The following is a 23392-nucleotide window of genomic DNA, read 5'->3' on the forward strand; positions in this document are numbered from 1 at the left end:
TTTTAAGCTGGGGATTGGTAGGCTACTATGTATTGGTCGATTGCTTTATCGATTTCATGGGTACTGCGGACATAGCGGTATCCTTCTTCGCCTTTGTTTGCCCAGAGGTCTTTTTCCAGAAGCGATTTCAGCCCCGAGCCAAATTCATTATCTGAAACATGGAGACCATATTTGCTTGCCAAATTGTCAGGGTTCACTGAACTTAGAATCGCGGTTTTATGAGCCAACGCCTCAAGAAACGCCAACGGCAAGCCCTCGCGGATGCTTGTGCTTATCATAATCCAACTTTTTTCCAGAAGCGCTGATTTGACTTCGTCAGTTACAAATCCGGGCATGCTGAGGTTCGCTATGTCTCGGTATTTTTGTCGTATTTCCAAATCATACTGCTCATCGGTTCCTCTACCTAAAGCAATGAATTTGACATTGGGGAAATCTTTAGCTAACTCAAGAAACAGCTCCACTCTTTTTTGGGGGTCCCATCTACCCAAGAAACACACGGTAGGTTCAGAGGCTTTTTTCATAGGGCGATTTGGAACTGTAACGGGGTTGGGCAAAAACCCAATTTCTCGGTTTATGTCGTAGAGTTTTTGCACGCGGGGTACATAGTAGTTTGCTTGGGTGTAGAGGGCAGTGGCTTTTTTGCAGGCTCGTTTGAGAACGGCTCTGTTCGCATAGAAGATAACTTGTTTTGTTCTAGAAAAAGTGTATGATTTATCGACTTTGGACATTAAAACATGATCTTCCGGCAGGTAAGGGTCTTGAAAATGGACGACGTGTTTTCGGTGGGGCATTGCACGCTCCGCAAGATAGGTCTCCACTGAAGCCTCTATGCTATGGTAGACGTCGGCGTCGACTAAGCGGTAGAGTGCTCCAGCTTTGCGATAAGATAAAGCATGGGAGAAGGCGCTTCCGCTTGTGAAATCGTAGGGATAACTCAGCACGGTGATGCCTTCAACCGTCTCCAAGGGCCTCTGTCCAGGTTCACGCCAAGTCACCGCGCAAACCTCCACACCTCTTTTTTGAAGTTCTCGGGCAACGATACGAACTAGGTTTCCGTAGCCGCCGAATTTTTTGAAAGCAAACAATTCAGGCACGATAAAACAAACTCTCATCTTTCTGTCTCTCCGGTTAGAGCATTTCATATGCAGTAAAAGTGATTATGCAGGTTTTCTGCCAACAACAAATACGCAGCCAAAGCCTGGCCATCCTGACCCAAAAAATCTGCCCGTCAGTTTGTAAGTTAACTGGTCGAAAACAACTTGTAAACTAATCAGTGGCAACACAATGGGAGGCCGAATAAACTTGCTTGTTATTACTTCAAAGTGGGAGGAAAGCAAATCTATGAAAGATTTTTTTGTAAAAATAGAGTAATGTCCCCATTTTTCCCATTCACTTACTTCAGTACTCCAAGCGCCAAAAAGTTTTCTTAACTCTTGATAGTATAGTGGAGGCCACAACCCCATCGTTGTGAATATTGCTATTCCAGAATTTTTTGTCACAAAACTAACTTCATTCAACGCAATTTTGGGGGCAACGGAATGCTCTGGACCCTCACTCCAGATGACGGTCTCAAATACCCCTTCTTTAAAGGGAAGTTTATCGAAGGTGGCAACCACAAAGTGGGCGCTATTGCCTTTTGCTTCGCAGTTTGCTTTTCTTATTCTCGGAACAGAAATATCAACGCCTACTACAGTATCCATTTTGGAGACTGCCCACTTTGTAAACCAACCTTCCGCGCAACCTATGTCAAGCATGGTGCCTTCTCCAAAGCGCCCCAAAATCTGCACTAAAACAGCGTATCTTTGTCTGTGAAAGGGGTGACTGCATTCTGACTTAAATTGATGTTTAACTAAGCCATCCTTTTGGTAGAAGTCAAAGCTTTGTTTGGCTTTTTCTTGAAAGTTGCATGCCATTTTTAATAGATTCCAGTTTCTGCTAGTCGCTGCTTCATTACAAGGACATGGTTAGTTACGTTTTGGTACAGCTTAGGAAAATTCTCTTGAGCAGTCGCGGTAACTTGCGTCCGTTTGCTCCAAAGTTCCTCAAATCGGCTGATTAACACAGACGGTTCAACAGCATAATCCACAATAGAGTCCTTAAGCCCTAGTGCGCCAAGGATACCTCTTGCTTTTGGACCGCCTTCATATGTTATCGCTAAAATTGGCACACCAACAGAAGACGCAAAAACCGCTGAGTGAAGCCGAGTTGCAACCAAAAAATCTAGGCGCGAATATAGCTTTAGCAAAGCTTCAACCGATAGCTCTGAGCGTATGACTTGAATGTAGTTGGCGCATTCACCGGCAGTTAATTTTTTGAGGATTGCAGTGGTTTCTTGGGGCGCGAAGGTAACTTGGGGGAGAACCACGAATTGGGCTTCATATTTTCGGGCAACATAGAGTATGAGTGCTTGGAGAGATTTTAGGTATGCTTGCCGAGCGGTTTCGCCCCGGTCTATCCAATCAACGATTGTTAGACCGATCAAGGGTTTCTCGCTCATGCGGATTGTTTTTAGTCTTTTGTTAAAGTCGTTTAGCATATAGAAGGACAAATCAGGAAACTCGTAAACATGAGTGTTCTTAATTCTCAGACCCCGAGTTAGGTTCACATAAGAAAGGTGTTCGCGCACGGTTATTAAGAAAAGTCGCTCGAACACGAATCGCGTAAGTGCAACAGACAGCGGATTTTTAAGAGGCCAAACTGAACCCCCGACGAAAACAACGGGTTTATGCATTAATAACCCGACCAAGGCAGGGTAATAAACGTAGTAAAGGTATAGCGGACCAGTTAGGTAGCTGGGTTCACGGATATTCTTCGGCCTCATTACAATGAGATGGGCGTCGGAATAGGCTTGAAGGGTTTTTCTGAACGACGGAGGAAGCATATGTGAAAGTAAACGACTGGGAACCCCTATGGCTAAGTTGGCTAAAAAAAATAAGGTTAATGACAAGGTAAATAGAGCGCGGATTTTTAATTTTATGTTGTTTAAGAGATTGTTACGATGAGAGGCAGTTTCAGTTTCGTGATAGGTCGGTTGCAGACCGCCCACAAAGTCATCGATGGATTCATCGAATGAAAAACATGTTTCTTTTCTAGCGAGGTTAATTTGATTGGCTCCAAAAGCGGAACAGACCGTTATCTTGGCGTCGCCAAATTGTTCCCTGAGCATTCGAATAAGGGATATCTGCAAAGCCGCGTCTCCTTTGTTTCTTTCAGTCCAAAAATTGGTGATAAGAATGTTGAATCTCTGGCTTTGCGGTAGTGGCTTCAAGGTAGTTCTCTTTTAGCAGGTTTTCGGTGGGTCATTTTCCAAGTGCAGTTTAGTTCTAAATTACGGTGTGATGTGATTGATTATTTGGTTTGAAAGCCTAACTGCACTTGCGCCATCTTGTGGAGTATTCTCAAGGGGTTCACCGTTTAAAATGTGGTTTACGAAATTTTGGTTCGCTAAGTAGTGTCCATAACTGAGGTGTGTAGGCACCCCTTCTAAGCTGTGATAGAAATGCCCGAAGTTGTACTTCAGAGAATTTCGTATAGAGGTTTTTATTCCGCCAAAAGAGGCTTTGGTAAAGGTTGACAGGCTAGATACTGGACCATAGTTATGCCCCATCGTAATGAGAACGTTATCGTTTATCAAGCGCAAATCGGCTTTTGCTCCGAAAATATCGGTGACTAACCAAGCGCTTCGTTCAGAACCCATACTCAAATGTATTTCGCCTAATGCAGTTTCTCCATCCAACGTTGCTCTGAGATCGCCAACCGACAAGAAAGGGTACTCGGTGGATTTTCTGACGCTTACGCTTTGAAGTTTAGTTGCGCCTATGAAATATCGAATTAAGTAAAGTGGATGCGGTATAAGTTCAGCTACTACGCCGCCTCTGAGTTTGTGGCACCAGTGGTCTTTGTTGGTTACGTATGGGTCTTCTTTACCGATGTAGACGCTGACTGAAGTTTTTATGATAGACCCGATTTGGCCGCTTTTTATAATTTTTTTTGCTTCAATATATGTAGGAAGGAACTTTAAGTTGTGTGTAACGGCTAGCTTTACATTATTTTTTGCTGCGTGGTCTATCATTTTGTCGCAGTCATCGTCGGTTAGGGCCATTGGTTTCTGAACTACAAGGTTGCATTTTGCTTCAAGTACTGATTCCGCGAGTTTAGCATGAGTTGCTGGCGGGGTACTGATGTCTACGATGGCGGGTTTCAGTTCATCAATCATGGTTTCCATGTCGGTGTAGCAATTATTGATTTGATACATGGCGGAGGCTCGGTTCAATCTGTCTTTGTCGCTGTCGCATATTGCTATCAAAGACGCATTCTTGACTCGTTTCCAAGCGGGTATATGCTGTAGAAGTCCAGAGACTCCACAGCCTACTAAACAAACTTTTAAACTCATACTTCTTTCACCTAATTACCAATAAACTCGACGTAAGGGCACGCTCAAAGCTTGCATGCTAAACTTTTACGAATAAGATCCTGAGAAGCATTCAAACTCATACTTTCAGTATTAATTGACAAGAGGTTCGGAGTAAAACGATTGTAAATTGCTCTCTGAATCAGGATCCATTCACGCTTTTGAAAAGTTGTTTCCCTACGCTGGAGATGTGTTTGATAGTTTATGTCTAATCGAATCTGCAGAGTACCGCTCATGAACCTGATTAAAAGAGCTGCTATATACCGTTTCAAGAAGCCCTTTCCGTATATGTAGGTTAAAGCTGCGATAGTTGAAGGAACATAGCGTTCGACGATAACAATGTATCCTAAGGCTTTAAGCAGTCTTGTACGCAAAACAAGCACACTAATAGAAAAGAATTCAAGAATAAGCCGAACATCATCCTTAGGAAGCACAGGAAGCATCAGCGAAGGACCAACACGTGTTTTTCTCCCGAACTTTTCAAAAAACTTGAACACAGGAAACATTAACAGGTGGCGCAAAGAAATTTCAGTTAGCTTCACTTTTCGGTAGCCTGCTAAATGTTGGGCGAGCAGTTTTGAGTGTGTGGTTTTGCCTGCGGCATCTGGACCGTAGATAACTATGATTTGACCTCTCCGTATTTTGGGCATGTCAATCTAAACAGTTGATTGTTGTTTTGAACGCTTTGAGTAGTTTGATTGAAATATGATCAACACTAAATCGTGCAAGGGTTGCCTCTCTTAGCCCGTAACCGGTGTCGATTATATCATCATTAGACATTCCAAGCACTGTTTCTATACGCTCAACACATTCCTCGATGTCTAAAGGATTGAATAGGAGTTTCTCTGCCACAGTACCTTCCACTATTTCTGGGACACCGCCAACTTTGGAAGCAATGGGCAGTGTGCCTGAAAGCATGGATTCAGCCACCGCATAGGGCAAAGGTTCCTCCCAAATAGATGGAAACAAAGTAGCATGGGATGCTGATTGAAGCTTGAGAAGATAAGAATGATCTAAGTATCCGAAAATGTTGTATCCGCCATCAAAACGCTGAGATAACCGCTCAAGCATCAACCGGTTTTTCTGGTTAACATTTCTTGTAAGGTTGAATTCCACTTTGACGCCACGTTTTAGAATTCTCTGTGACGCGCTCAGGAAAGTGTCGAAACCTTTTGCGTAACTGTCGCCCCCCATGAAAAGTATCGACGGCTTGTTTGGGGAAAGTTCTTTCTTGAATAAAGCTTGCTCAGGTAAAGGATTGTATATCGTGGTTAGTTTGTTTGCGAGTTGGGGCAAAGCAGCCTTAACTATTTGCCGCTGCCTTTCTGAAACACAAATGATTTCATCCGCGTACTCCAGCCACTTTTTGCAAAGTTGATTAAACGGCGCGCAAAGCGAAAACATGGATGCCCTCTGCAAGCTATGAGTTGATTTAAACTCGTATTGCAAGCTGATCTTCATATCGTTAAGCAAACCAGTATCAACAGTTTCGGAGTTCGGAAAAACTGCGGCACAGCAAGATAGGGGTTGATAATCATGCAAGTGAACGACCACTTTTTTTCCGTACCGCTTAGCCAAGGGAATCAAAGGGTAAGCCAGCCGTGGGATATAGACCACATCGTTCTGTTTTATCAGTGTAACAATTTCACTCAAATCACGGGTTAACAGATTAGTCCATAAATGAAATTTGGAAGGCGCATCCAGAAGCGGATTGTAAACCCATGTTATTTGGCCAATCTTTTCAACCACTGAGTCCCCGGCGATTACTGTTAAATTGAAGCCCTGATTGGATAGCAATTTCATTATTAGATGGGTGGCTTTTTCTGCGCCGCCGAAAGGCTTCTTTTCCAGAATAACCAGTATAGAACTCAAATCGTGGCTAAACTCAGCGCGTTCATAGTTGGATCATAACCGTCAGTTTTTCCAACGACAACCGGGGGTTTCCTTCGGTTGTGTTAAGTGTGTAGGCATTGACTGAGGCAGAAATTTTTCTGTAGAGATGCTGCTGTATGCTCAGTTTGCTGGGTGTGATGTCTTTTCGTCGAGTTAGAAGGGTGTTTAGGTCGGCGGTTATGTAGACGGCTTTGCTTTTTTTTAGGGTCAGACTTTGCAATACCCTTGATGCAAAACCGTTAATGTAGGATTCGTCCTCAGTTGTGAATGCTACCCAAACGATGAAGTCTATGGGGCAGCGTTCTCCAACAACGTAGAAGCCAAAAACGCTGGGTATAGTATAACGAAACAGCACGATTGGAAGCGCTGAAACGAATTCAATGGTTTGCCAAACCCTCTTCAACTTGGGGGGGATGCTGATGTTGTAGTAGGGGTTAGCAGTCCCTTCAAAGACGGCGAATTTAGAGAGAAAAGCGGCTATGAAGGATGCGAACGTGTGAGTACCTCTCATCCATGAAACCTTGACTTTAAACCCTTTTTCCCTTAAACGCTCAGCGGAGGCTTTTGCAAGGGTTGTTTTTCCTGAACCATCTGGACCAAAAAATAGCAACAAAACGTCATCAGGTTTTTGAGTGTTTACTGTAATCAAACAGCGAAAATATGGAGAGATAGCTATAACTGATTACAGGAAGTGTCACAGTGGAGGAGAGGGATACAAGCAAGTTAATCATCGTATACCCGTTGTCTACAGTTATAGTTTAGGGTGACAGCACATGGTATTGTCCTGAGGCGTAAAGAACATTAACCTGAGTTAGGTTTATGGCTTGAGTGGTTGATTTTTCTGAAAGGTAAATGGTTGCCTTAGAGCTTGAATCAGCCTGCATTGTGTGACCGTGCGTTAAATCGTTAAAAACAGTTGCTCGGCCTTCTTTAATCGCCAAGTTGCCGTTAAGGGCGATTTGAGAAGTTAAGTATGGGTTTTCTGAGAAAATTGTGGAGTTATCTGCGACGACACTACTCAAGAAGATACCTGTCGATTCGCTTAACGCAACGGGTTTACCAACTACGTTATCAATGTTCCAAGTATATGATGTCGCGCCAACAAGCAATAACACTATGACCGAACAAAACACCAGAGATTTAGCGAGTTTAGTGTTGGACATTTTTTGGATTATCAACGGAGCTGCCAAGAGGAGAAGCAAGTAGGGTGCAGCTGAGAAGTACCGCTCTGAACTTGCCGCAGTAGTTGCCAATTTAAATGCAAAAGCCGATATGATAAGCGGGATGCTAATGGCAACAGCGGATACTAAAAATATGTTGGTGTACTGTTTCGCTGGAGCAAAAATAACTGCCTTTTTTCTTAGGTATTGTATGATTGAAAAAAGTATGAAGGATGCCGCAATAGCTACTGGGACCGCCCAACTGTAAGCTTGAATTGGGCTTTCTAGGGTTTGTTTTGGTAAATAATTATAGACGGGATTCCCTGTCTGCAGAAAATCCCACAGGCCATTGATTGTGTTTCTCACCCGGGGAAGCATTGAGTACAAAGCGAAAGTGTAAATCCAGTAAGCTAATGCTAACACTAAAAAGAATGAAAGCAATCTTGCAGCGTACCGCCAATTAAGCAAAGGTTGATGACTCAATTTACGATGTGCTATTTCGAAAATAATTAAACCGCAGATTAAGGCGACTATGAACATTGCTCCCGAAGTATGATGCGCAACTGAAGAGAAACCCAATAGGACAAAGAGAAATGGAAAGATTTTGCCAGAATAGGCGTTAGGTGCTGGAGTTATCCTGAGAAGTAGCAGATAAATGAGTAAAGTACCGAAAAGTAAACTTAGGAAAGATGCATGTGGTTGCCAAACGCCGAGACGGGGGTTTGATAAGATAAAGGGCACTGCTAAAACGGCAATGATTGGAGATTCGGAAAAGAACTTTAAAAGTACAGTAATTACAGCCGCAAAAAGTGCGGTTTGTAACACCCCTAAAATCACAAACGACGCAGAGACGTTTAAGCCTGAGTTAATTGAAAGTGTTGCGTAGAGCGTTGAAGTAGCGGGGAAAAATTCAAAATAAGGCTCGTTTAACCCAGCGTTACCAAAGTTGCCGTCGCGGATAATGTATTTTGCGGCTATGTCAAAACCGTCACTCACAAAAGCTGTTCCACCATTCATAGCTCCTAAAGCTGAAAAAATGGAGAGGGAAAAAACTGAGGTTATCAACACATTCACGATTAAAGCAAGTTTCCAGCTGCGGTATGCGAACACCGTAACGTAACTCACAATAAACGTAATGACTAAGAAAACAAAAAACCACATGGGGCGAGGTCCCTGCAGGGCAACCATGAAAGGAGAAAGGCAGAATAGGCCCAAAATTATCCCGCAGATTAAAAGCAGCCCCCTGTTTGGTTTGAGAATTGGCACGTTGGGGTCCTTTTTATGCGGCAAAAGTAAACAGAGCAAATAGAAGAACGTCAACGCAACCGCGAAGAGCACTAATGCTTCATAGAAAGACAAAGACAACATAAGGTTTTAGCTCATTTGACTTTGGGCAAAAAGCTCTGATTCCAACTGTGGAGGGCAACCAACAAAATTATTCATAGAAGGTGATGGGCCGTGGAGGTTCTGTGTGTAGAGTTCTTCCAGCGTTAAGGCCACTTCGCTCCAAGTGGATACTTTTTGGGGGACTCTGGGTAAAGCAGAGTTAAGGGACAGAATTGCGTCGCAGACCTCGTGAGGCGTTGGCTTTGCCGATACGACTTTTACGTTTGGGTATCTTTGGAAAAAGTTTCCCCAAGGCTTAGCTACAACAAGCGGCACACCCATTGCGACGGCTTCAAGGGCAGTTATGCAGAAGGCTTCTGACTCTGAAAGGTAACACATAACACTGCTGGTGGCCACGTGGGTTAGGTATTTTTTGCGGTTTAACGGTTTTACGAAGTCAACATCCACGTTTAGGGTTTGAGCTAACTTTTGGAGTTTCTTTTTTTCTTTCCCGCTTCCAACTATCTGCAGTTTTACCTGCTTGGTTTTTGCTATTAAACTTACAGCCTTGATGACTATGTCGACTCGTTTGTACTGCAGCAACTGCCCCGGGTAGATTACGGTTAAAACCTTTGGAGGCTGCCACGAAAAAGCGAACGTGTCGTCTGAGGCAGCGTGAGGAATAAGGACACCGTTGAGGTCTAACCGTTGTTTTAGCATCGAGCGTTCATGGTCTGAAATTGAATGAACCACATCCGCTACAGCAACTATTTTTTTAAGAAGGGGCCTGTAGAAAAGCCACGCCAAGTTGCTATGCCAACTAAAACCAACATCATGGAAATGCGGAGTTAAAACAACGAGTTTCCATTTGGGCTTTAGTTTTTTTGCCAAAAAAACCGTGAGAGGAACCAGCGAGTGAACCACGTGAACATGGACAACGTCGGCTTCAAGTTTAACGAGCGCCTTAAAGAAAGAAAAAGTTGGTACATAGTAGGAGTTGGCTGGATTCAAACCTGTGAACCTTCGTATCAAGTAGCCGTCTCTTTTCTCTACGCTTGGAAGGGAATTTAATAATGGTGCTAAGGTTAGCACTTCAACGGAGTGGTTTCGTTTAGCAAACTCGACTGCAACTTGCTCCACGACATATTGCACTCCACCGATGAAGGGTGTGTAGTTGTGCGTGACGTAGGCGATTTTCAAGTTAGTAGGTTTGCCTTCGGAGTCTACAGCGAACCAACGTTGACAATCTGCCATCGAGAATTTTAAAGCACACTAAAGGCAGGGATTTTCGAGAAAATGAGTCCACAGTTATCTTTTGGAGGAAAAACTTTGAAGAACGCCCAACACCTATTTTAAAGGGAAGGTTAACTTTGCCGTTTTCAACCGCCTCAAACACTTCAACGACGTAATCTAATGCATCACAGACGTGGCATTTTTTAGCGATCTCGAAACTTGTAGTTGATAGGGAACTTTTTATGAAGTAATAATCGTTTAGGGTTATGATTTGTTCTTTGTAGACTGCATGCGAAGCAACTATAACAACTTCTGCGTCGCTTTGCAATTTTTTAACCGTGATGCCGGCAATTTTTGTTGTTGAGGTATAATTTAGGAGAAGCGCCCCATCTATGTAGGGTACGTTGAAGGCGTCAGGGTTCAGGTAAACATCAACTACTGCTTTTCCCTCGAAAGTTACACAGTTGGGTTCAGAAACAGTCTCTCGGTATCCCAGGGCGTGGAGGATTCTGGATAGGTTTGGCAGGTGGTCTTTTTTGAGCAGTAAATCTATGTCTGAAGGCAGATACGCTATGGGCTTGAAGAACTTGATGACTGCGTAGTCGAGGTGGCTGATTTGACTTGCCAACTCGATTAAGGCATTGTAGATTTTTTTTAGCCCCTGCTCTTGGGTTTGTCTCTGGTCATCATCTATCGCTACCGCTCGCAGATACTGCAGTAGAACCTTGTTTTTTTTGGCGTGCCCCCTAAGTAGCGGTGAATCAGCCACTGTAGGCGACGTATTATCTGCAAGTGAAGTCATAAGTTTTTGAGTTATATTCATCTTAAGCTGAAGTGGTTTTGAATGTGTAGTTGTAGATTAACGCGGTTCTGATGGCAGCCATACGCCAACTGTACTTTGCCTCTATGGTTCGCCTTGCTTCTCTACCTATACGCCGCCGAATCTTGTTGTTATCAAGCAGAAAAATGATTGCCTCCGCGAGGGCTTTGACATCTCCTGGTTCGACCAGCACGCCGTTGAAGTTGTTTTTTATGATTTCTGACGGTCCGCCGACGTTGCTTACAACTGCGGGGACTCCGCAGGACATGGCTTCGAGGAGAGTAAGTGAAAAGCTCTCGCTGAAAGACGGCAAAACATAGACGTCGGAAATATTGTAGTAGTACAGTAGGGTTTTCTTGTCGCTGTGCCCCAGGAACTGGTAGCTGGAAGAGGGGACGCCGCATCGGTTGAGTTCTTTGATGTAGGGTTCTTTATCGCCTGGCCCCACAAAGAGCACGATTGTGTCGGGGTGTTCCTTTAGGATTATGGGCAATGCATATATGAGATTAAAGATGCCTTTTAGAGCAATCAATCTGCCCACGAATAAGATTACGTTTTTGTCTTTACAATGTTTCTCCACAATCGGCCTGTAATGGGTTGTATCTATGCCGTGGGGAATAACGAATACGTTTTTGTTTAGGCTCGGGTGCCCCTTGAGTAGGGTGGTCTTCATCCAGTTTGAAGGCGTGATGTAGAGGGCGCTTTTTGAAAAGTATAGGTTGTCTATGAAGTAGAGAAGTGGGTATGTTAAGAGCGTCATTTTTTCGGAGAACTCGAGATCCTTGAAAGCCGCGTGAGCTGCTTTGGTTCCTGCTCGTTGCCCCGTAATTGTGGTGTGAACTGTGGTTACGGTTGGAGCACTTTTCTCCAAGGTTCTCAAAAGTAGATCGGGCATGTGAGCTGCATGTGAATGTATGAGGTCTATGTTTTCTTCTTTTATCAACTTCGGAACAGTTCTTAAACAGGCATACTGGAAGGAGGCGTTATAGAGGAAAGTGTCTGTTGCTTTGCTTACAAAATGAACTTTGATGTTTTTACCTAAAAACTGCAGAAAGTCTTCATTTTGATTTAAAGTTTCGCCGCTAAAACCTAACCGCATGGGTGTTACTACGTGGACTTCGATGTTGTGGGGTAGGTTGCGGATGAGTTCTACGGTGTATGTGCCTACGCCGCCCCATACGGGGGGGAACTCTGGAGCGAGCATACAAACTTTCATTTTGGTCAGACGAAAAATGTCAAGGTAGAGCTATTCGAGTTCGGCTCAGGCAAGCACTTCAAGCACTTTGAAAATGACAATCAAGGCGAAAACTATGGATAGGGGCAGTATGCTGACGTTTAGGTGTTTGCCAAGTAGTTTGTAGGGAAGACGTTTGTCGGATGAGACGACTTCCTGTGTGCCCAACAATGTCACCAGCAGCATGGTTGCTATCACGCCTATGCTTGCGCCTGTTGTTAAAGTGACGATTGTTGTTACGGTTGTTGTGGTTACAGTTGAGATCATGGCAGACAACCAGACACTAATTAGCTGTCAGACGCTTATAAGGGTTATGGAGGGCATAACCAGGAACAGAAAAACATTCGTCAACCCATGTGACAAACTAACACCCGCAATACTACCAGTTTTCAACGTCAAAACTCCAAAAAATAAACCGATAACAAAAACGTAAACAACGTCAACTAAATCCAGCCACCCAATGTGCAGAACTGCAAAAACTGCAGCTACCACCAGCAAACCAATTCGCGGCCCGAATGTTTTAACGGCACTGCTCTGGAATACACCGCGAAAAACCAGTTCTTCGACAAAGCCTGTTGCGGCAATAAAACCCATTGCGAGAAGCAGTAAAGCTAAAACAGCAAAACCGCCGGTAATTGGTGCAGGTTGGAGTATGTAGTACTCCATGATTCCGAAGGGTATACCTGTGAATGTTATGGCAATTTGTACCCAAGGTTTTTTGACAGTTAACCCTACGTCTTTTCTGGTTAAGCCTTTAATTCGGATAACGGTGAGGGCGGCAGCCAACATCGGTATACCTGCAATTAGGTACCAGGCATATGAAGGGAAATACTCTAGAGGTAGAGAGAGGCTGAATACTCTGATCAGGGGAGCGATTGATAGACATAAAAAGAACGTTGATGAATGGTGACTTTTCAGCCAAACCGCTGATAAACCGATCAAGGTAACAAGCAAAACGGAGTGAATAAAGAGCCCATAAGCGGCGCTTACAAGTGACGTTACGATTTCAGCCGTTACTAAAGTGGCTAAGTAGAATAGGAATATTTTTAGTTCCACAGTTGCGTTCATTCGGGTGGCTTTACCGTTAGGTATAGGTGTAGGATGCGGTAGGGTTCGAGGATGTTTTCTTTGTATAGGAGGAACTCAAGTTTCATTGCATTGCCTGTTTTTTCAGCTTTGAAGGTGTAGGGTTGGGTCCAATTCGTGTTATCAGGCACATGTATGTTCTCTATTTTTGTTTGGGTTTGGTTTTCTAGCTGTACAGTTATGGTGTAGGTTTCGTTTTGGTATTCATGGTTATTTAATCCCAATATGACGGTACCTGTCTGGCCAAGAGTTAGATTTACGGGGTAATCCGACAGGGTACCGTTGGGGCCGAGCACGTAGAATTCAGTGAAACGTTCACCGATTTTGGGGTTTACTGCAAGGAAAGAGGCGAAACCAACAATGGAAACTAACGCAACGATTATGGCAATCGAGAAAATTTTGTCAGTCTGGGTCATAACACCCCATTTTGGCAACGCAAAGTTATGTTTAAAGTAGGCTGTTTGTTCAAGCGGCAGGTTTTTTCGTCTCAAAAATGCCGCCATCGACAGCAAACCCGTAAAGCAAAACAACGATACAACAAGAGGCACTAATGTAATTCCAAAGGGCGAATAGTTTAGGCATAACCCGATTAACGGCGCGATAGCTATGCTTAGACAGGCGCTAAGTACCATGCGCATTGTTAAATCGAGTTGAGCTTTAGCGGGGAATAACGCACCAACTAACACGTATCCGGGGAAGAAGAGAATAAAGGGCAAACCAAGTACCGTGCGGATGGAAGAATCAGGAACCAAAGTAACAGTGAGCAAAAAGGCGACGGATAAAGCGTCTATGAGAAGCAAATCTTGAATTGTTTTGATGTTAATCAAATCTTTTGCCTTTTTCGATTCTCTGGATGAGCCTTTTTTCGGTTCTTTTTAGGACGAGAACCATGCTGGCGACGGCTAAGGCTTGAGAGGCGAAAAGTAGCAACATAACGCCCATGAGTGCCCAGCCGCTGTGCCAGATGCCGAAGAATATCTGTCTATAGATAACCCAACCGAGTAAACCAGCAGCGGGTATTATTGCTAGCATAGAGACGACGGAGAATAGCAGGATGGGATTGTATTTGCGGGCTAACTTGAAAACTGAGGACAAGATTCCAAAGCCGTTGCGCCATGAAAGTTTGCCTTTTCCTACGCGTTTTCTGTAGCCTATGGGAACTTCAGTTACTTGGTGTTCAGCTGCTGTTTGAGCGGCAATTTCTACTTCTGTTGAAAAGTTTTTTGTTCCCAGTTCAAGGTTTTTAGCGACGTCAGTTTTTAGTAGGTACATGCCTGAGCATATGTCTGAGAGGTGGGTGCCCATCAAGAGGTTGAATGATTTAGTGATAATCCAGTTGCCCAGACGGTGCGTTCTGCTAATGTTGTTTCGATCTCTGACGCCTATGACTTGCGCGTAGTTCTTGCAGTGGGTTAGTAGGCGCTGTATGTCTTTGGCTTGGTATGTGCAGTCGCCGTCAATAATTACCAGATAGGGGGTTGTGACGTTTTCTATGGCGGTTTTTATGGCGCCTGTTTTGCCTTTTCCATGTTGCTGAATAAAGGTTACCCCGATTTTGTTTTGGATAATCTGGGGGGTGTGGTCAGCGGAGTAGCCGTCGATTACCAGTAAATTGCGGTATCCTTCGTCGATTAATTCATCTATGACCTTGCTGATGGCGAGTTCTTCGTTTTTTACGGGGATCACTACGGTAACTTGGTCCTTTTCTACATGTAAGGTGGTTGTGATTACTGGATGGGAAAGAGTTTCAGAATACATTAACCACTCATTCGTGAGGTAACTCTTGAGGGTGGCCGGAGGCTTTGTGGGGTTTCATCACGGCGGAGTTAAGGAGTATAAAGAGGAGTATATTATCGCTCAACCCTTTCACACCCCGACCTGACCGAGCAAACGATGAGTTGTCCACAGGTGCGGTCCATGCATTCATACTTTGGTGCTTGCTCGAAACATTGGAAGGTCATTCATGTCAGTAACTGCCAAGAAGCGAATGAATCCACGGTCACTTGCCCAGGAGGCCGCTAACTTGTTGCCCCACTTTTGGGCTATTTGACTGATTCTTTTAGCTAAAAATTGAGCAAAGGTTGTCATGGTGAAATTTAATTTCCCCATTAATCCAGCTAAACCACCTATGGCTTGTAGCAATTTCTCTGCAAGTGGAGACAGGATTTTTATCAAAAGGGCACTTTTCACTTGATCTACGGTCTGGATAACAGCATCGATTAGTCTCCGTTTATCAACACTTAAAAGACGGAACCAAGAGTTGTTGCTGCGGATAGATTTCTGTTTCAGCGTTAATAGAAAACGTTTTCCGCCCTTTTTAATCATACCAGAGATATCTTCATTATTGAGAGCGGAGTCAGCAGTGTTTTTAAATTCACTCGCAATTGTCGATTTTTTCATCGGGTTACCTCAGGCAAGTTTTGGCTTGACAAAAGTTGGAGTATTCACGGTTGTCTGCTGGTTTTCTTCGATTTGTTGGATTTGTTCAAGTAGCATTGTGCAGATGTCTAGACATTCTTCGCAGAGGGTGAAGCCGAATTTTAATAGGTATACTTTTTTGGTAGTTTTGCAGATGTCACATTGACCTATCTTTGTTCCGATGCAGAGAGGTTCTGCTTCTGCAGTAGGCATTTGAGTTTTTTCGGTTTTTATCATTAAATCGCCTTAAAATTTTGAGTACTCGATTTTGGGTTGGTAGGTTAAGCATCGGGTGTATTCGTTGGGTGCGTCGCAGAATTTTTGGAGTTTGTTGCACCAAGCTATTTTGCGGGTTCTGTGTTTGCATCTTGTTACCTTTAGGACTTGATATTGCGATTCCAAACCATATCCCTCAATCTTTGGCAGACAAACGGTAACTATTTGGTAAACAAGTGGTATATATAATTTGCCAAAAAAACCAAACACCACCAAAAACGCAACAAAAGAAAAACTAAAAAACCAACATCAACAAACAAAAAAATAAAAACAAAAAGAAACAAAAAACTATGTTTTAAGCCAACCCAACTTGACAAACGCATACGCAGCAAAAGCCATAGCAACAGCAATAACGAAGACGACCTGCCACAAATAAGCGCCATAGGGCATATCAAGAAGGTTCGCCCCAATAATGCCGCTGATCGCCGTGGGAATCACCGAAATCGCGGTAATCACTGCAAGTATTTTCAGTATCTTGTTTGCTTCAAAAGAGGTTTGGTTGATGTAGAGGTCAATCATCGAACGCAGATTCTCGATGAGGTCATGTGACATTTCGTTTAGGTACTCTGCGTTGTCCTGAAGTATCTGGAAGGATTCCTCTTTTTCCTCATCAAACCCCTTAAGAGGAACCCTCTTAGAAGTGATGATTGTCAGCATATCTTTAAAGTGTAAAAGGTTCGAAACAAGCCTTGCAACTTCCTTATCCAGCTGGTAGATCCGTTCCAAAAAGTCTTTGGGCAATTTCGAGCGGGGTGTACTGCTAATTTTTAGAATCTCTAGCTCAATTTCAGAGAGAATCGCGCGGTAATCGTTTAACATGTACTCAAGGATGCTGTACAGTACGGGAACAACAAAAGAGTCACCTTTCGATGACTGTTTAATTGAAGGCAAAACTTTTTCAATTAAGTCAACATTGTGGCGTGAAACAGTTATGATTTTGGAGCCGCTACAGATTACAATAACGCCTGAGCGGGAAATTGTTAAAAAGTTTTCCGCGTGCTCGGGGTAGACTATCTTACCTGATTGGAGAAAAATAAACGAAGCCTTCTGAACATAGTCGATGTGCGGGTAGATGTCGTCCACTAAGGCGCTTTTGAAGTGTGGTTCTGCTATGCTGAGTATTTTGCTGAGTTTAGCAAACCCTGCATCAGAGACGTAGTGGAGGTCAAGCCACTCTTCACGGTTGACATCAGATATGTGCTCTTTGAGTTCATCCCATGAAAGATTGTGTTTTGTTTGCAGGTCAGAGTCGATTTGGCGGATAACGGTCTCTGGTCCCACTGCCTCCATTTTTAACTGAGCGGCTGCTCCGTTTCTTCTGCCTGCTATAGCTCGGCTACCCACTGCAAACGCCCGTGGGATACGTAGAAGTCTAAGCAGCAAAGACGGCGACCCTGTCATAGCAAGCCCAAAGAGCGATAGGTACTGGACAAAGGGCAATCCAATTATAACCAAGTCGACCAAGTGCCAAGGTTGTTTGAAGTGTTGCCAGCGGTTTTGGGCGGCGTATAGTTTGATTGCGTACTCTGACACGAAAAAGATGACGATAATCCAATCGCATATTTCTAGAAAGCTAAGGGCAGTGGCGTCGAGTTCAAAGAGAAATGGAACTAAAATGATGGGTACGACGATAAGGGAGAGAGCGATCATGAATTTATCTGAGAAAATGTCGTTCGCCATCTCTCGGATGTCCGCGCGGGGGTCTTTTTTGGGGGCAAATAGTGACCTGGGAAGTGCAGCATCTGATTTGCTAGGGGACTGAGTTTGGGGCATTGTTAAGCCTATAGCGTTTTACTGATGTGATGGCTGATAAACTATTCGCTAAAGCACACCCGTTTTATTTACAGTAGAGGTTTACTTTTTCTTGCCGTTTTTATCCAAGTTCGGTTTCTGCTCCAGCTTAGTAGGCAAATATTCGTCCACAATGTAGGTTAAACCGTACCTGCTGAAAGCTTCAAGCTCCGTCTTACGCTTGATTTTTAGAAACATCTTGATTTCACGTTGCCAAACAGGGTCATTTTGGTACCTTGGATCCCTCTGCAACTCATATAGACGTTTAATGTCCACTTCATCAAGGGGGTCTGTTGGCAGTTTGTATTCAACTATGTCGCTTGCCCAAACCCCACTCCAAACCGCGTCTGGAGTGTTTAGGTCCCTTAGGTGGGCCGCGTTGGCTGAGCCTGAAATGATGACCTGCGCGATGTGCATTCCCCATGGGTCGCCGTCGGTTAAGATGTAGACCGGCAGGTTGAGTTCGTCGTGGAGTCGGCGGATGAAGCTGCGGGTTTGTCTGGGAGCTTGTCCACCGCAGGCGATTAGGAGAGATTTGTGTTTGCTGTGGACGCTTTCTTCGATGAATCTGGTAAAGAGTGCGCCTTTCTCGATGGCTATGACTTTGTCGGCGCTGGTTTTGATGAATTCGGATGAAGTTACCGCTGGACCGATGAGTACGCCGTCGGGGTGATTGGTCAAATTCACAGTTTTTCCTTCGTAACCTGGCACCGTGTAGGCGATGTCGAGGTCGCCGAAGATTGCGCTGCGTTCCTCTGGGAACACGTTGAAGTCTTCCCTTGCAAAACCAGTGAGGGTTTCAAGGTCTGTGATGATGTTGTTTGATTCTTGCTGATCTTGAAAAGTCATCTCGTAAGCTTGAGCCGAGTAGTAGACATCTCTGAGCGTGGATGTTTTGCGTTGGCTGGTTAATTCGTTGCTAAACATTGCCACCCAAGCCAATTGTGTGAAGGGTTTTATGTGGCGAATGTTTCGTGCGCTTCTGCCGACGCATTTTTCTCCTAGAACGTATTGACGCAGTTTTTCATCGTAAGCGATGTTTTCGGTGCTGCGACTGGGCATCGTAACCGTGGGGAACTGGCCTTCTTCGAGCTGTTTGTAGATGTTAGCCCCAAAGCCCTTTAAACTGTTAAGGACTTCTTGCCTTTTTTCTGCGATTTTAATCTTCTTCTGCGCCATACTTCTGTACACTCTTAAGCAGTTTTTCTATGTCGGGCTTTTTGGTTTCACCCGCAAGGGTCGTGGAGAATTCCGCGATTTTAGGAAGATACTTACTGAATATACCCAGACGCTTCTTCTCGTTATGCACATGCTCCTGTCTTGCGAGGAAATGTTGAATCTGCCGTGCAACTTCACGAATCGCGTTAGCTTCTTCGCGCCTAACTTCGGGGCGGTCAGAGATGAATTCTTTGCCCACAGTTTTGTAGGGAACTTTTGTGCTACAGATATGCACAACGATGGCAATGGGCATTTCAGGCTGCACTTTGTAGCGTTTCCAATTCATGTTCGAGATAACACGGTAAGCCACATCGCTTGCTTCATCGTAGAGCAGGGGGATTTTGTTGGCAAAACGGTAGATAACAAAGTTGGAACGTTTAGGTACACCGCCACCGTAAGCCATAGCCATCTCCACGATGAAGGGGTGACCCGCATAAGTTGACGGTTTCCGCTGATGCACAACCAAGTACTCAGGGTTAAGTTCCTTCATAACACCTGCCTTGAGAAGCTCCTCACCAAGTGGGGAGAGACAGCTCGCATCAGGAGGCAAGAAGTCTTTGTATTTTTTGAGGTTCTGCATCAACCGAACGATTTCTTCATGCGTGAGTTTCTTAGGGTTCTTGTTAGCGGGTATGCCTGCGAATTCAAGGAAATTCCGTGCAGTAATTTCGCCAACACGGTGGAAGTGACCCCTCAGAAAAGTAGACATGTTAGTAAATTCTGTAATTTGTATAAGCCTCTGCAAAAGCTCCACGTCTACACCGTATGGATGAGGCATTGTTTCCTTAGGCGGCTCAGGCATGGTTGTTGTGGCCCGTTTAAACTTGTAGAGCCTGCCCTTTGGGTCAACGAAAGTGAGGTTGGCGTATGGGTTGACCATGGCGGTTTGTTTAAAGTACTCGATGATTTTTGGCATGGCGCGAAGGTAGTCGCCTTCCAAGCTGAATTCGATTATGGTGCCGTGCCAGTTGTCCTTGTTTATTAGAACTTTGCGGTCCAATATGATGGGTTTGTTCCGCTGTATGTCGATCATTAATTTGAAACTGTAGATTTTTTCTTGCCCAGTACTTGAAGTTACAAGGACTGGCTGGTGTGTAGTGATTTGTCCGTAGAGGACAGCCATTTTGCCGCCTAAACCGAAGGTTCCTCTGGCTTGTTTGAGTTTGTATTTGCTGCCGTAGAGCACTTGACCAAAAGCTGACGGTATAAATCGCGGGGGAATGCCGCTGCCGTTGTCTTCGACTCGAAGCTTGTAGACTTGGGTGTCTTTGGTTGCTTCGGATTCGAAGGATAAGCGCACGTAGATGTCTGGGGGGATTTTTTGGCTTTCTGCAGCGTCCAGACTGTTTTCTACTGCTTCGCGTATGGCGACGAATACGCTGCGTGAGGGGTTTGATAAGCCTGCGATGTCTCGGTTGCGGTAGAAGAAGTCGGATGCACTCATCTCTTCAAAGGTTGCTTGTGCCACTTGCTGCTTACACCACGTTCCCCGTTTATTTTTTTCAGAGTGCTTAGTATATTTGTCGGTGGTTCTTTAAGTTAACTGCACTGTATGGTTAAAAAGTACGGTTTTTCAGTGCTCCGTCAACATGGTTAGATGGGATGTTTTGAAATGAAAATGTTAAATTAATCTTTAAATCTTTGAATTTTTAGGGTGATAGTTAAATAGAATCAGCAAGTTAACTGCCAAAAAAATGGGTTTAGAATAGCCAAAAACCCGCACTTTATGACATAATTTTACCGCATATTTTAACTTAAAAACGGTTTTCAGCTAACTTTTGCAGAATAAATCAGCCATAACTGCATTATTAGAAAGTGTTATATTGGGATACAAACAATACCAGAAATGTTGAGTCAGGGCTAAGGCTTTGACTCAATTAAGGAGAAAACGAAAAATGCAAAAACTAAAACCCTTAGTTGTTGCAGTTTTAGCAGTATTTTTGATTGCAAGTCCAATGATGATGATCGCAACAGCACACGACCCTCCATGGAAAATTCCTACATACGCCTACATCGTAGTCTCCCCTAACCCAATCGGAGTAGGGCAAACAGTCAACGTCAACTTCTGGATAAACGCACCCCCACCGACCGCAGCCGCACAGTACGGAGACCGCTGGTCAAACCTCACCGTCCTAATCACAAAACCCGACGGAACCACTGAAAGACTTGGACCATATCAATCTGACACAACAGGCGGAACATTCACTACCTATACCCCGACACAAACAGGCAACTACACCTTCCAATGCTTCTTCGGAGGCGACGTACTAAAAGGACTCAACCCAGCGCCTGGAACAACCGTCACAAACGCGTTCGTCAACGACACTTTCTTACCAAGTGAGAGCAAAAAATATGTTTTGACAGTCCAAGAAGACCCAATCCCATATGCCCCACAAGCGGCGCTTCCGACCGAATACTGGACACGCCCCATCTACGCTGAGAACAACGCATGGTACATCATTGCTGGGAACTGGCTGGGTCTAGCACCCTCAACCTTTGCAGCAACGGGCATGCGTAGCATAAACGGAAACTACAACCCCTACACCACCGCACCAAACACAGCCCACATATTGTGGACCAAAGTTGCAGCGTTCGGCGGCACAATCGGCGGCGAATACGGCGGCGAACTCACGGGTAACTATTACTCAACCTCGCAGTATGAACCCAAATTTGCACCTATAATAATGAACGGCATCCTCTACTACACCGAATTCCCAGGCAGCTCAACCCACTACACAGGATGGAAAGCCATCAACTTGAAGACTGGAGAAACCATATGGACCAAGAACACCACAGACATCCTAAGATGTGGACAAATTCTCAACATGATTACACCAAACCAATACGGCGGTTTAGCCTACCTGTGGTCAGTTCCAATGGGACAAGGCGGATTAGGAGCGACACAAACCCAATATAACATGTGGGATGCGTTAACTGGAACCTACATACTAAGTATAGTCAACGCAACATCCATGCAGCTAACCTCAGATGAAGGAGGCAACCTAGTCGGCTACTACGTCAGCTCCAACAGCACAGGCAGATACCTAAACGTGTGGAACTCCACCAGATGCATAAACATCGGCCAAGGCGGAACCTACTACGGTGGAGGCACATCCCCAGCAGATAACTGGATGTGGAGACCCGCACAAGGCAGAACCATCGACTTCAAATATGGCATACAATGGACTGCACCCATCAACACAACATTCCAAGGCAACCCAATAACGTTGGGCATATCGGCAATTTCTGACGACTACATATTAATGACACAATCAAGCGTTGCAGGTAGCTCATACTTCCAAGCAGGCTGGATCATACAAGCAGGATACAGCAGAACCGACGGGCGACTTCTTTGGGGACCACTGAACCGCACCGAAGTCATGAACTCAAGAGTGCTCTTCAGTTCAACAGGCGCAGGAGACGGCATCTGGATAGAATTTGACCAAGCAGCATTAATAGCCACCGGATACAGCCTCAAAACAGGCAATAAAGTATGGGGACCAATTGATTTACCAAACGTCAGCCCCTATGCCTCACTCGGCATGAACTACATATTCGCTGATGGCGCAACCTACCTCTGGACATACGGTGGAGACGTCTACGCTATAAGACAATCCGACGGCAAAATACTCTGGGAATACCACACGCCACCTGCAGGCTACGAGTCACCCTACGGCGCAAACTCGCTGTGGACTTTCACTGTAGGAACCATCGCTGACGGCAAACTCTTCGTCCCAGAAGGCCACATGTACAGCCCACCACTCTTCCATCAAGCACACCAATTAGCCATCAACATAACCGATGGTTCACTAGTCTGGCAGATTGAGGCTTTCGACGTAACCAGTGCACCCGCCATTGCAGACGGTGTTATGGTTACATTAAACGCCTACGACAACCAACTCTACGCATGGGGTAAAGGACCAACAAAACTTAACGTTGATGCACCCTCAGTCGGCGTAACCACCGCCACACCGATAACGATCAGCGGTTCAATCTACGACATCTCATCTGGCTCAAAACAAGAAGCCACCGCAGCAAGATTCCCCAACGGCTTACCAGCAGTCGCAGACGAAAGCATGACGCCCTACATGGAATACGTTTACATGCAGCAAGAAAAACCAACTGACACCAAAGGTGTACCCATCTCGCTTGATGTCATCGACGCAAACGGCAACTACCGCCACATCGGCACAGTCACCAGCGACGCAAACGGCAAATTCGGCTTCACATGGACACCCGACATCCCCGGCGACTTCAAAGTTATCGCAACCTTCGCAGGTTCAGAATCTTACTACGGTTCATCAGATGAAGCATTCTTTACCGCAACAGAGCCACCCACGCCAGCGCCAACACAAACTCAAGTTGCAGCGCCACCCACAGAAATGTACCTTGTCGCAAGTACAATCGCCATCATCATCGCTATCGCAGTAGTTGGTTTACTGATCCTAAGAAAGAAGTAAACTAAAAAAACAAAACAACTAATCCCTCTTTATTTTTTTGTTTATTATTTATCGGTAAAACTCAAG

The 23392-nt window shown here is 44.7% G+C and carries 22 protein-coding genes; 1 reads left to right on the forward strand and 21 read right to left on the reverse strand.

The annotated features are described in order from the left end of the window. Positions 1-2: 2 nt before the first annotated feature. From NWE96_00135 to NWE96_00235, 21 genes are all read right to left on the reverse strand, one after another. The gene (locus NWE96_00135) at positions 3-1112 is read right to left on the reverse strand and encodes a glycosyltransferase family 4 protein (GenBank protein ID MCW3982384.1); all 1110 of its coding nucleotides are present in this window, start codon (positions 1110-1112) and stop codon (positions 3-5) included. 45 nt (positions 1113-1157) lie between these two features. Then, positions 1158-1913, reverse strand: a complete 756-nt coding sequence (locus tag NWE96_00140) for a class I SAM-dependent methyltransferase (protein ID MCW3982385.1) — start codon at positions 1911-1913, stop codon at positions 1158-1160. Positions 1914-1915: 2 nt separating this feature from the next. After that, positions 1916-3268: a polysaccharide pyruvyl transferase family protein gene (locus tag NWE96_00145; protein ID MCW3982386.1), complete on the reverse strand. Its 1353-nt coding sequence runs from the start codon at positions 3266-3268 to the stop codon at positions 1916-1918. A gap of 60 nt (positions 3269-3328) precedes the next feature. Continuing rightward, the gene (locus NWE96_00150; GenBank protein MCW3982387.1) at positions 3329-4393 is read right to left on the reverse strand and encodes a Gfo/Idh/MocA family oxidoreductase; all 1065 of its coding nucleotides are present in this window, start codon (positions 4391-4393) and stop codon (positions 3329-3331) included. 44 nt (positions 4394-4437) lie between these two features. Next, positions 4438-5061, reverse strand: coding sequence for a hypothetical protein (locus NWE96_00155; protein ID MCW3982388.1), 624 nt, complete (start codon positions 5059-5061; stop codon positions 4438-4440). A 1-nt stretch (position 5062) separates the two neighbouring features. Then, positions 5063-6283 carry a glycosyltransferase family 4 protein gene (locus NWE96_00160; protein ID MCW3982389.1) on the reverse strand — a complete coding sequence of 407 codons (1221 nt, stop codon included), beginning with the start codon at positions 6281-6283 and terminating at the stop codon, positions 5063-5065. A gap of 22 nt (positions 6284-6305) precedes the next feature. Continuing rightward, complete coding sequence (locus tag NWE96_00165) at positions 6306-6953, reverse strand: AAA family ATPase (GenBank protein MCW3982390.1); 648 nt, start codon at positions 6951-6953, stop codon at positions 6306-6308. 109 nt (positions 6954-7062) lie between these two features. Beyond that, positions 7063-8832, reverse strand: coding sequence for a hypothetical protein (locus NWE96_00170; protein ID MCW3982391.1), 1770 nt, complete (start codon positions 8830-8832; stop codon positions 7063-7065). Between the two features lie 6 nt (positions 8833-8838). Further along, entirely contained in the window at positions 8839-10044 is a 1206-nt protein-coding gene (locus tag NWE96_00175; protein ID MCW3982392.1) for a glycosyltransferase family 4 protein, read from the reverse strand. Further along, entirely contained in the window at positions 9992-10846 is an 855-nt protein-coding gene (locus NWE96_00180) for a nucleotidyltransferase family protein (protein ID MCW3982393.1), read from the reverse strand. The genes NWE96_00175 and NWE96_00180 overlap by 53 nt, the downstream gene beginning before the upstream one ends. Position 10847: 1 nt before the next feature. Continuing rightward, entirely contained in the window at positions 10848-12047 is a 1200-nt protein-coding gene (locus tag NWE96_00185) for a glycosyltransferase family 4 protein (protein ID MCW3982394.1), read from the reverse strand. A 57-nt stretch (positions 12048-12104) separates the two neighbouring features. Further along, entirely contained in the window at positions 12105-12344 is a 240-nt protein-coding gene (locus NWE96_00190) for a hypothetical protein (protein ID MCW3982395.1), read from the reverse strand. A 27-nt stretch (positions 12345-12371) separates the two neighbouring features. Continuing rightward, positions 12372-13145 (reverse strand): CPBP family intramembrane metalloprotease, encoded by a 774-nt coding sequence (locus tag NWE96_00195; GenBank protein MCW3982396.1) that lies wholly within the window; start codon positions 13143-13145, stop codon positions 12372-12374. After that, the gene (locus tag NWE96_00200; protein ID MCW3982397.1) at positions 13142-13990 is read right to left on the reverse strand and encodes a DUF1616 domain-containing protein; all 849 of its coding nucleotides are present in this window, start codon (positions 13988-13990) and stop codon (positions 13142-13144) included. Before NWE96_00200 ends, NWE96_00195 begins: the two co-directional genes overlap by 4 nt. Then, positions 13983-14921, reverse strand: a complete 939-nt coding sequence (locus NWE96_00205; protein MCW3982398.1) for a glycosyltransferase family 2 protein — start codon at positions 14919-14921, stop codon at positions 13983-13985. Before NWE96_00205 ends, NWE96_00200 begins: the two co-directional genes overlap by 8 nt. Before the next feature lie 165 nt (positions 14922-15086). Next, the gene (locus NWE96_00210) at positions 15087-15563 is read right to left on the reverse strand and encodes a hypothetical protein (GenBank protein ID MCW3982399.1); all 477 of its coding nucleotides are present in this window, start codon (positions 15561-15563) and stop codon (positions 15087-15089) included. Positions 15564-15572: 9 nt separating this feature from the next. Continuing rightward, a complete protein-coding gene (locus tag NWE96_00215; GenBank protein MCW3982400.1) occupies positions 15573-15818 on the reverse strand; it encodes a hypothetical protein in 246 nt (81 codons plus the stop codon). A gap of 9 nt (positions 15819-15827) precedes the next feature. Next, on the reverse strand, positions 15828-15983 hold the full coding sequence (locus NWE96_00220) for a hypothetical protein (protein ID MCW3982401.1): 156 nt from the start codon (positions 15981-15983) through the stop codon (positions 15828-15830). A gap of 162 nt (positions 15984-16145) precedes the next feature. Then, entirely contained in the window at positions 16146-17630 is a 1485-nt protein-coding gene (locus NWE96_00225) for an ion transporter (GenBank protein MCW3982402.1), read from the reverse strand. Between the two features lie 81 nt (positions 17631-17711). Beyond that, positions 17712-18827, reverse strand: coding sequence for a DNA topoisomerase IV subunit A (locus tag NWE96_00230; protein ID MCW3982403.1), 1116 nt, complete (start codon positions 18825-18827; stop codon positions 17712-17714). After that, positions 18808-20334 (reverse strand): DNA topoisomerase VI subunit B, encoded by a 1527-nt coding sequence (locus NWE96_00235; protein ID MCW3982404.1) that lies wholly within the window; start codon positions 20332-20334, stop codon positions 18808-18810. The genes NWE96_00230 and NWE96_00235 overlap by 20 nt, the downstream gene beginning before the upstream one ends. Before the next feature lie 427 nt (positions 20335-20761). Between NWE96_00235 and NWE96_00240 the strand changes: the two genes are divergently transcribed. Next, the gene (locus NWE96_00240) at positions 20762-23326 is read left to right on the forward strand and encodes a hypothetical protein (GenBank protein MCW3982405.1); all 2565 of its coding nucleotides are present in this window, start codon (positions 20762-20764) and stop codon (positions 23324-23326) included. Positions 23327-23392 lie beyond the last annotated feature (66 nt).

It is taken from the genome of Candidatus Bathyarchaeota archaeon (genome assembly GCA_026014685.1).
In the GTDB taxonomy this organism is placed as follows: Archaea; Thermoproteota; Bathyarchaeia; order Bathyarchaeales; family Bathycorpusculaceae; genus Bathycorpusculum.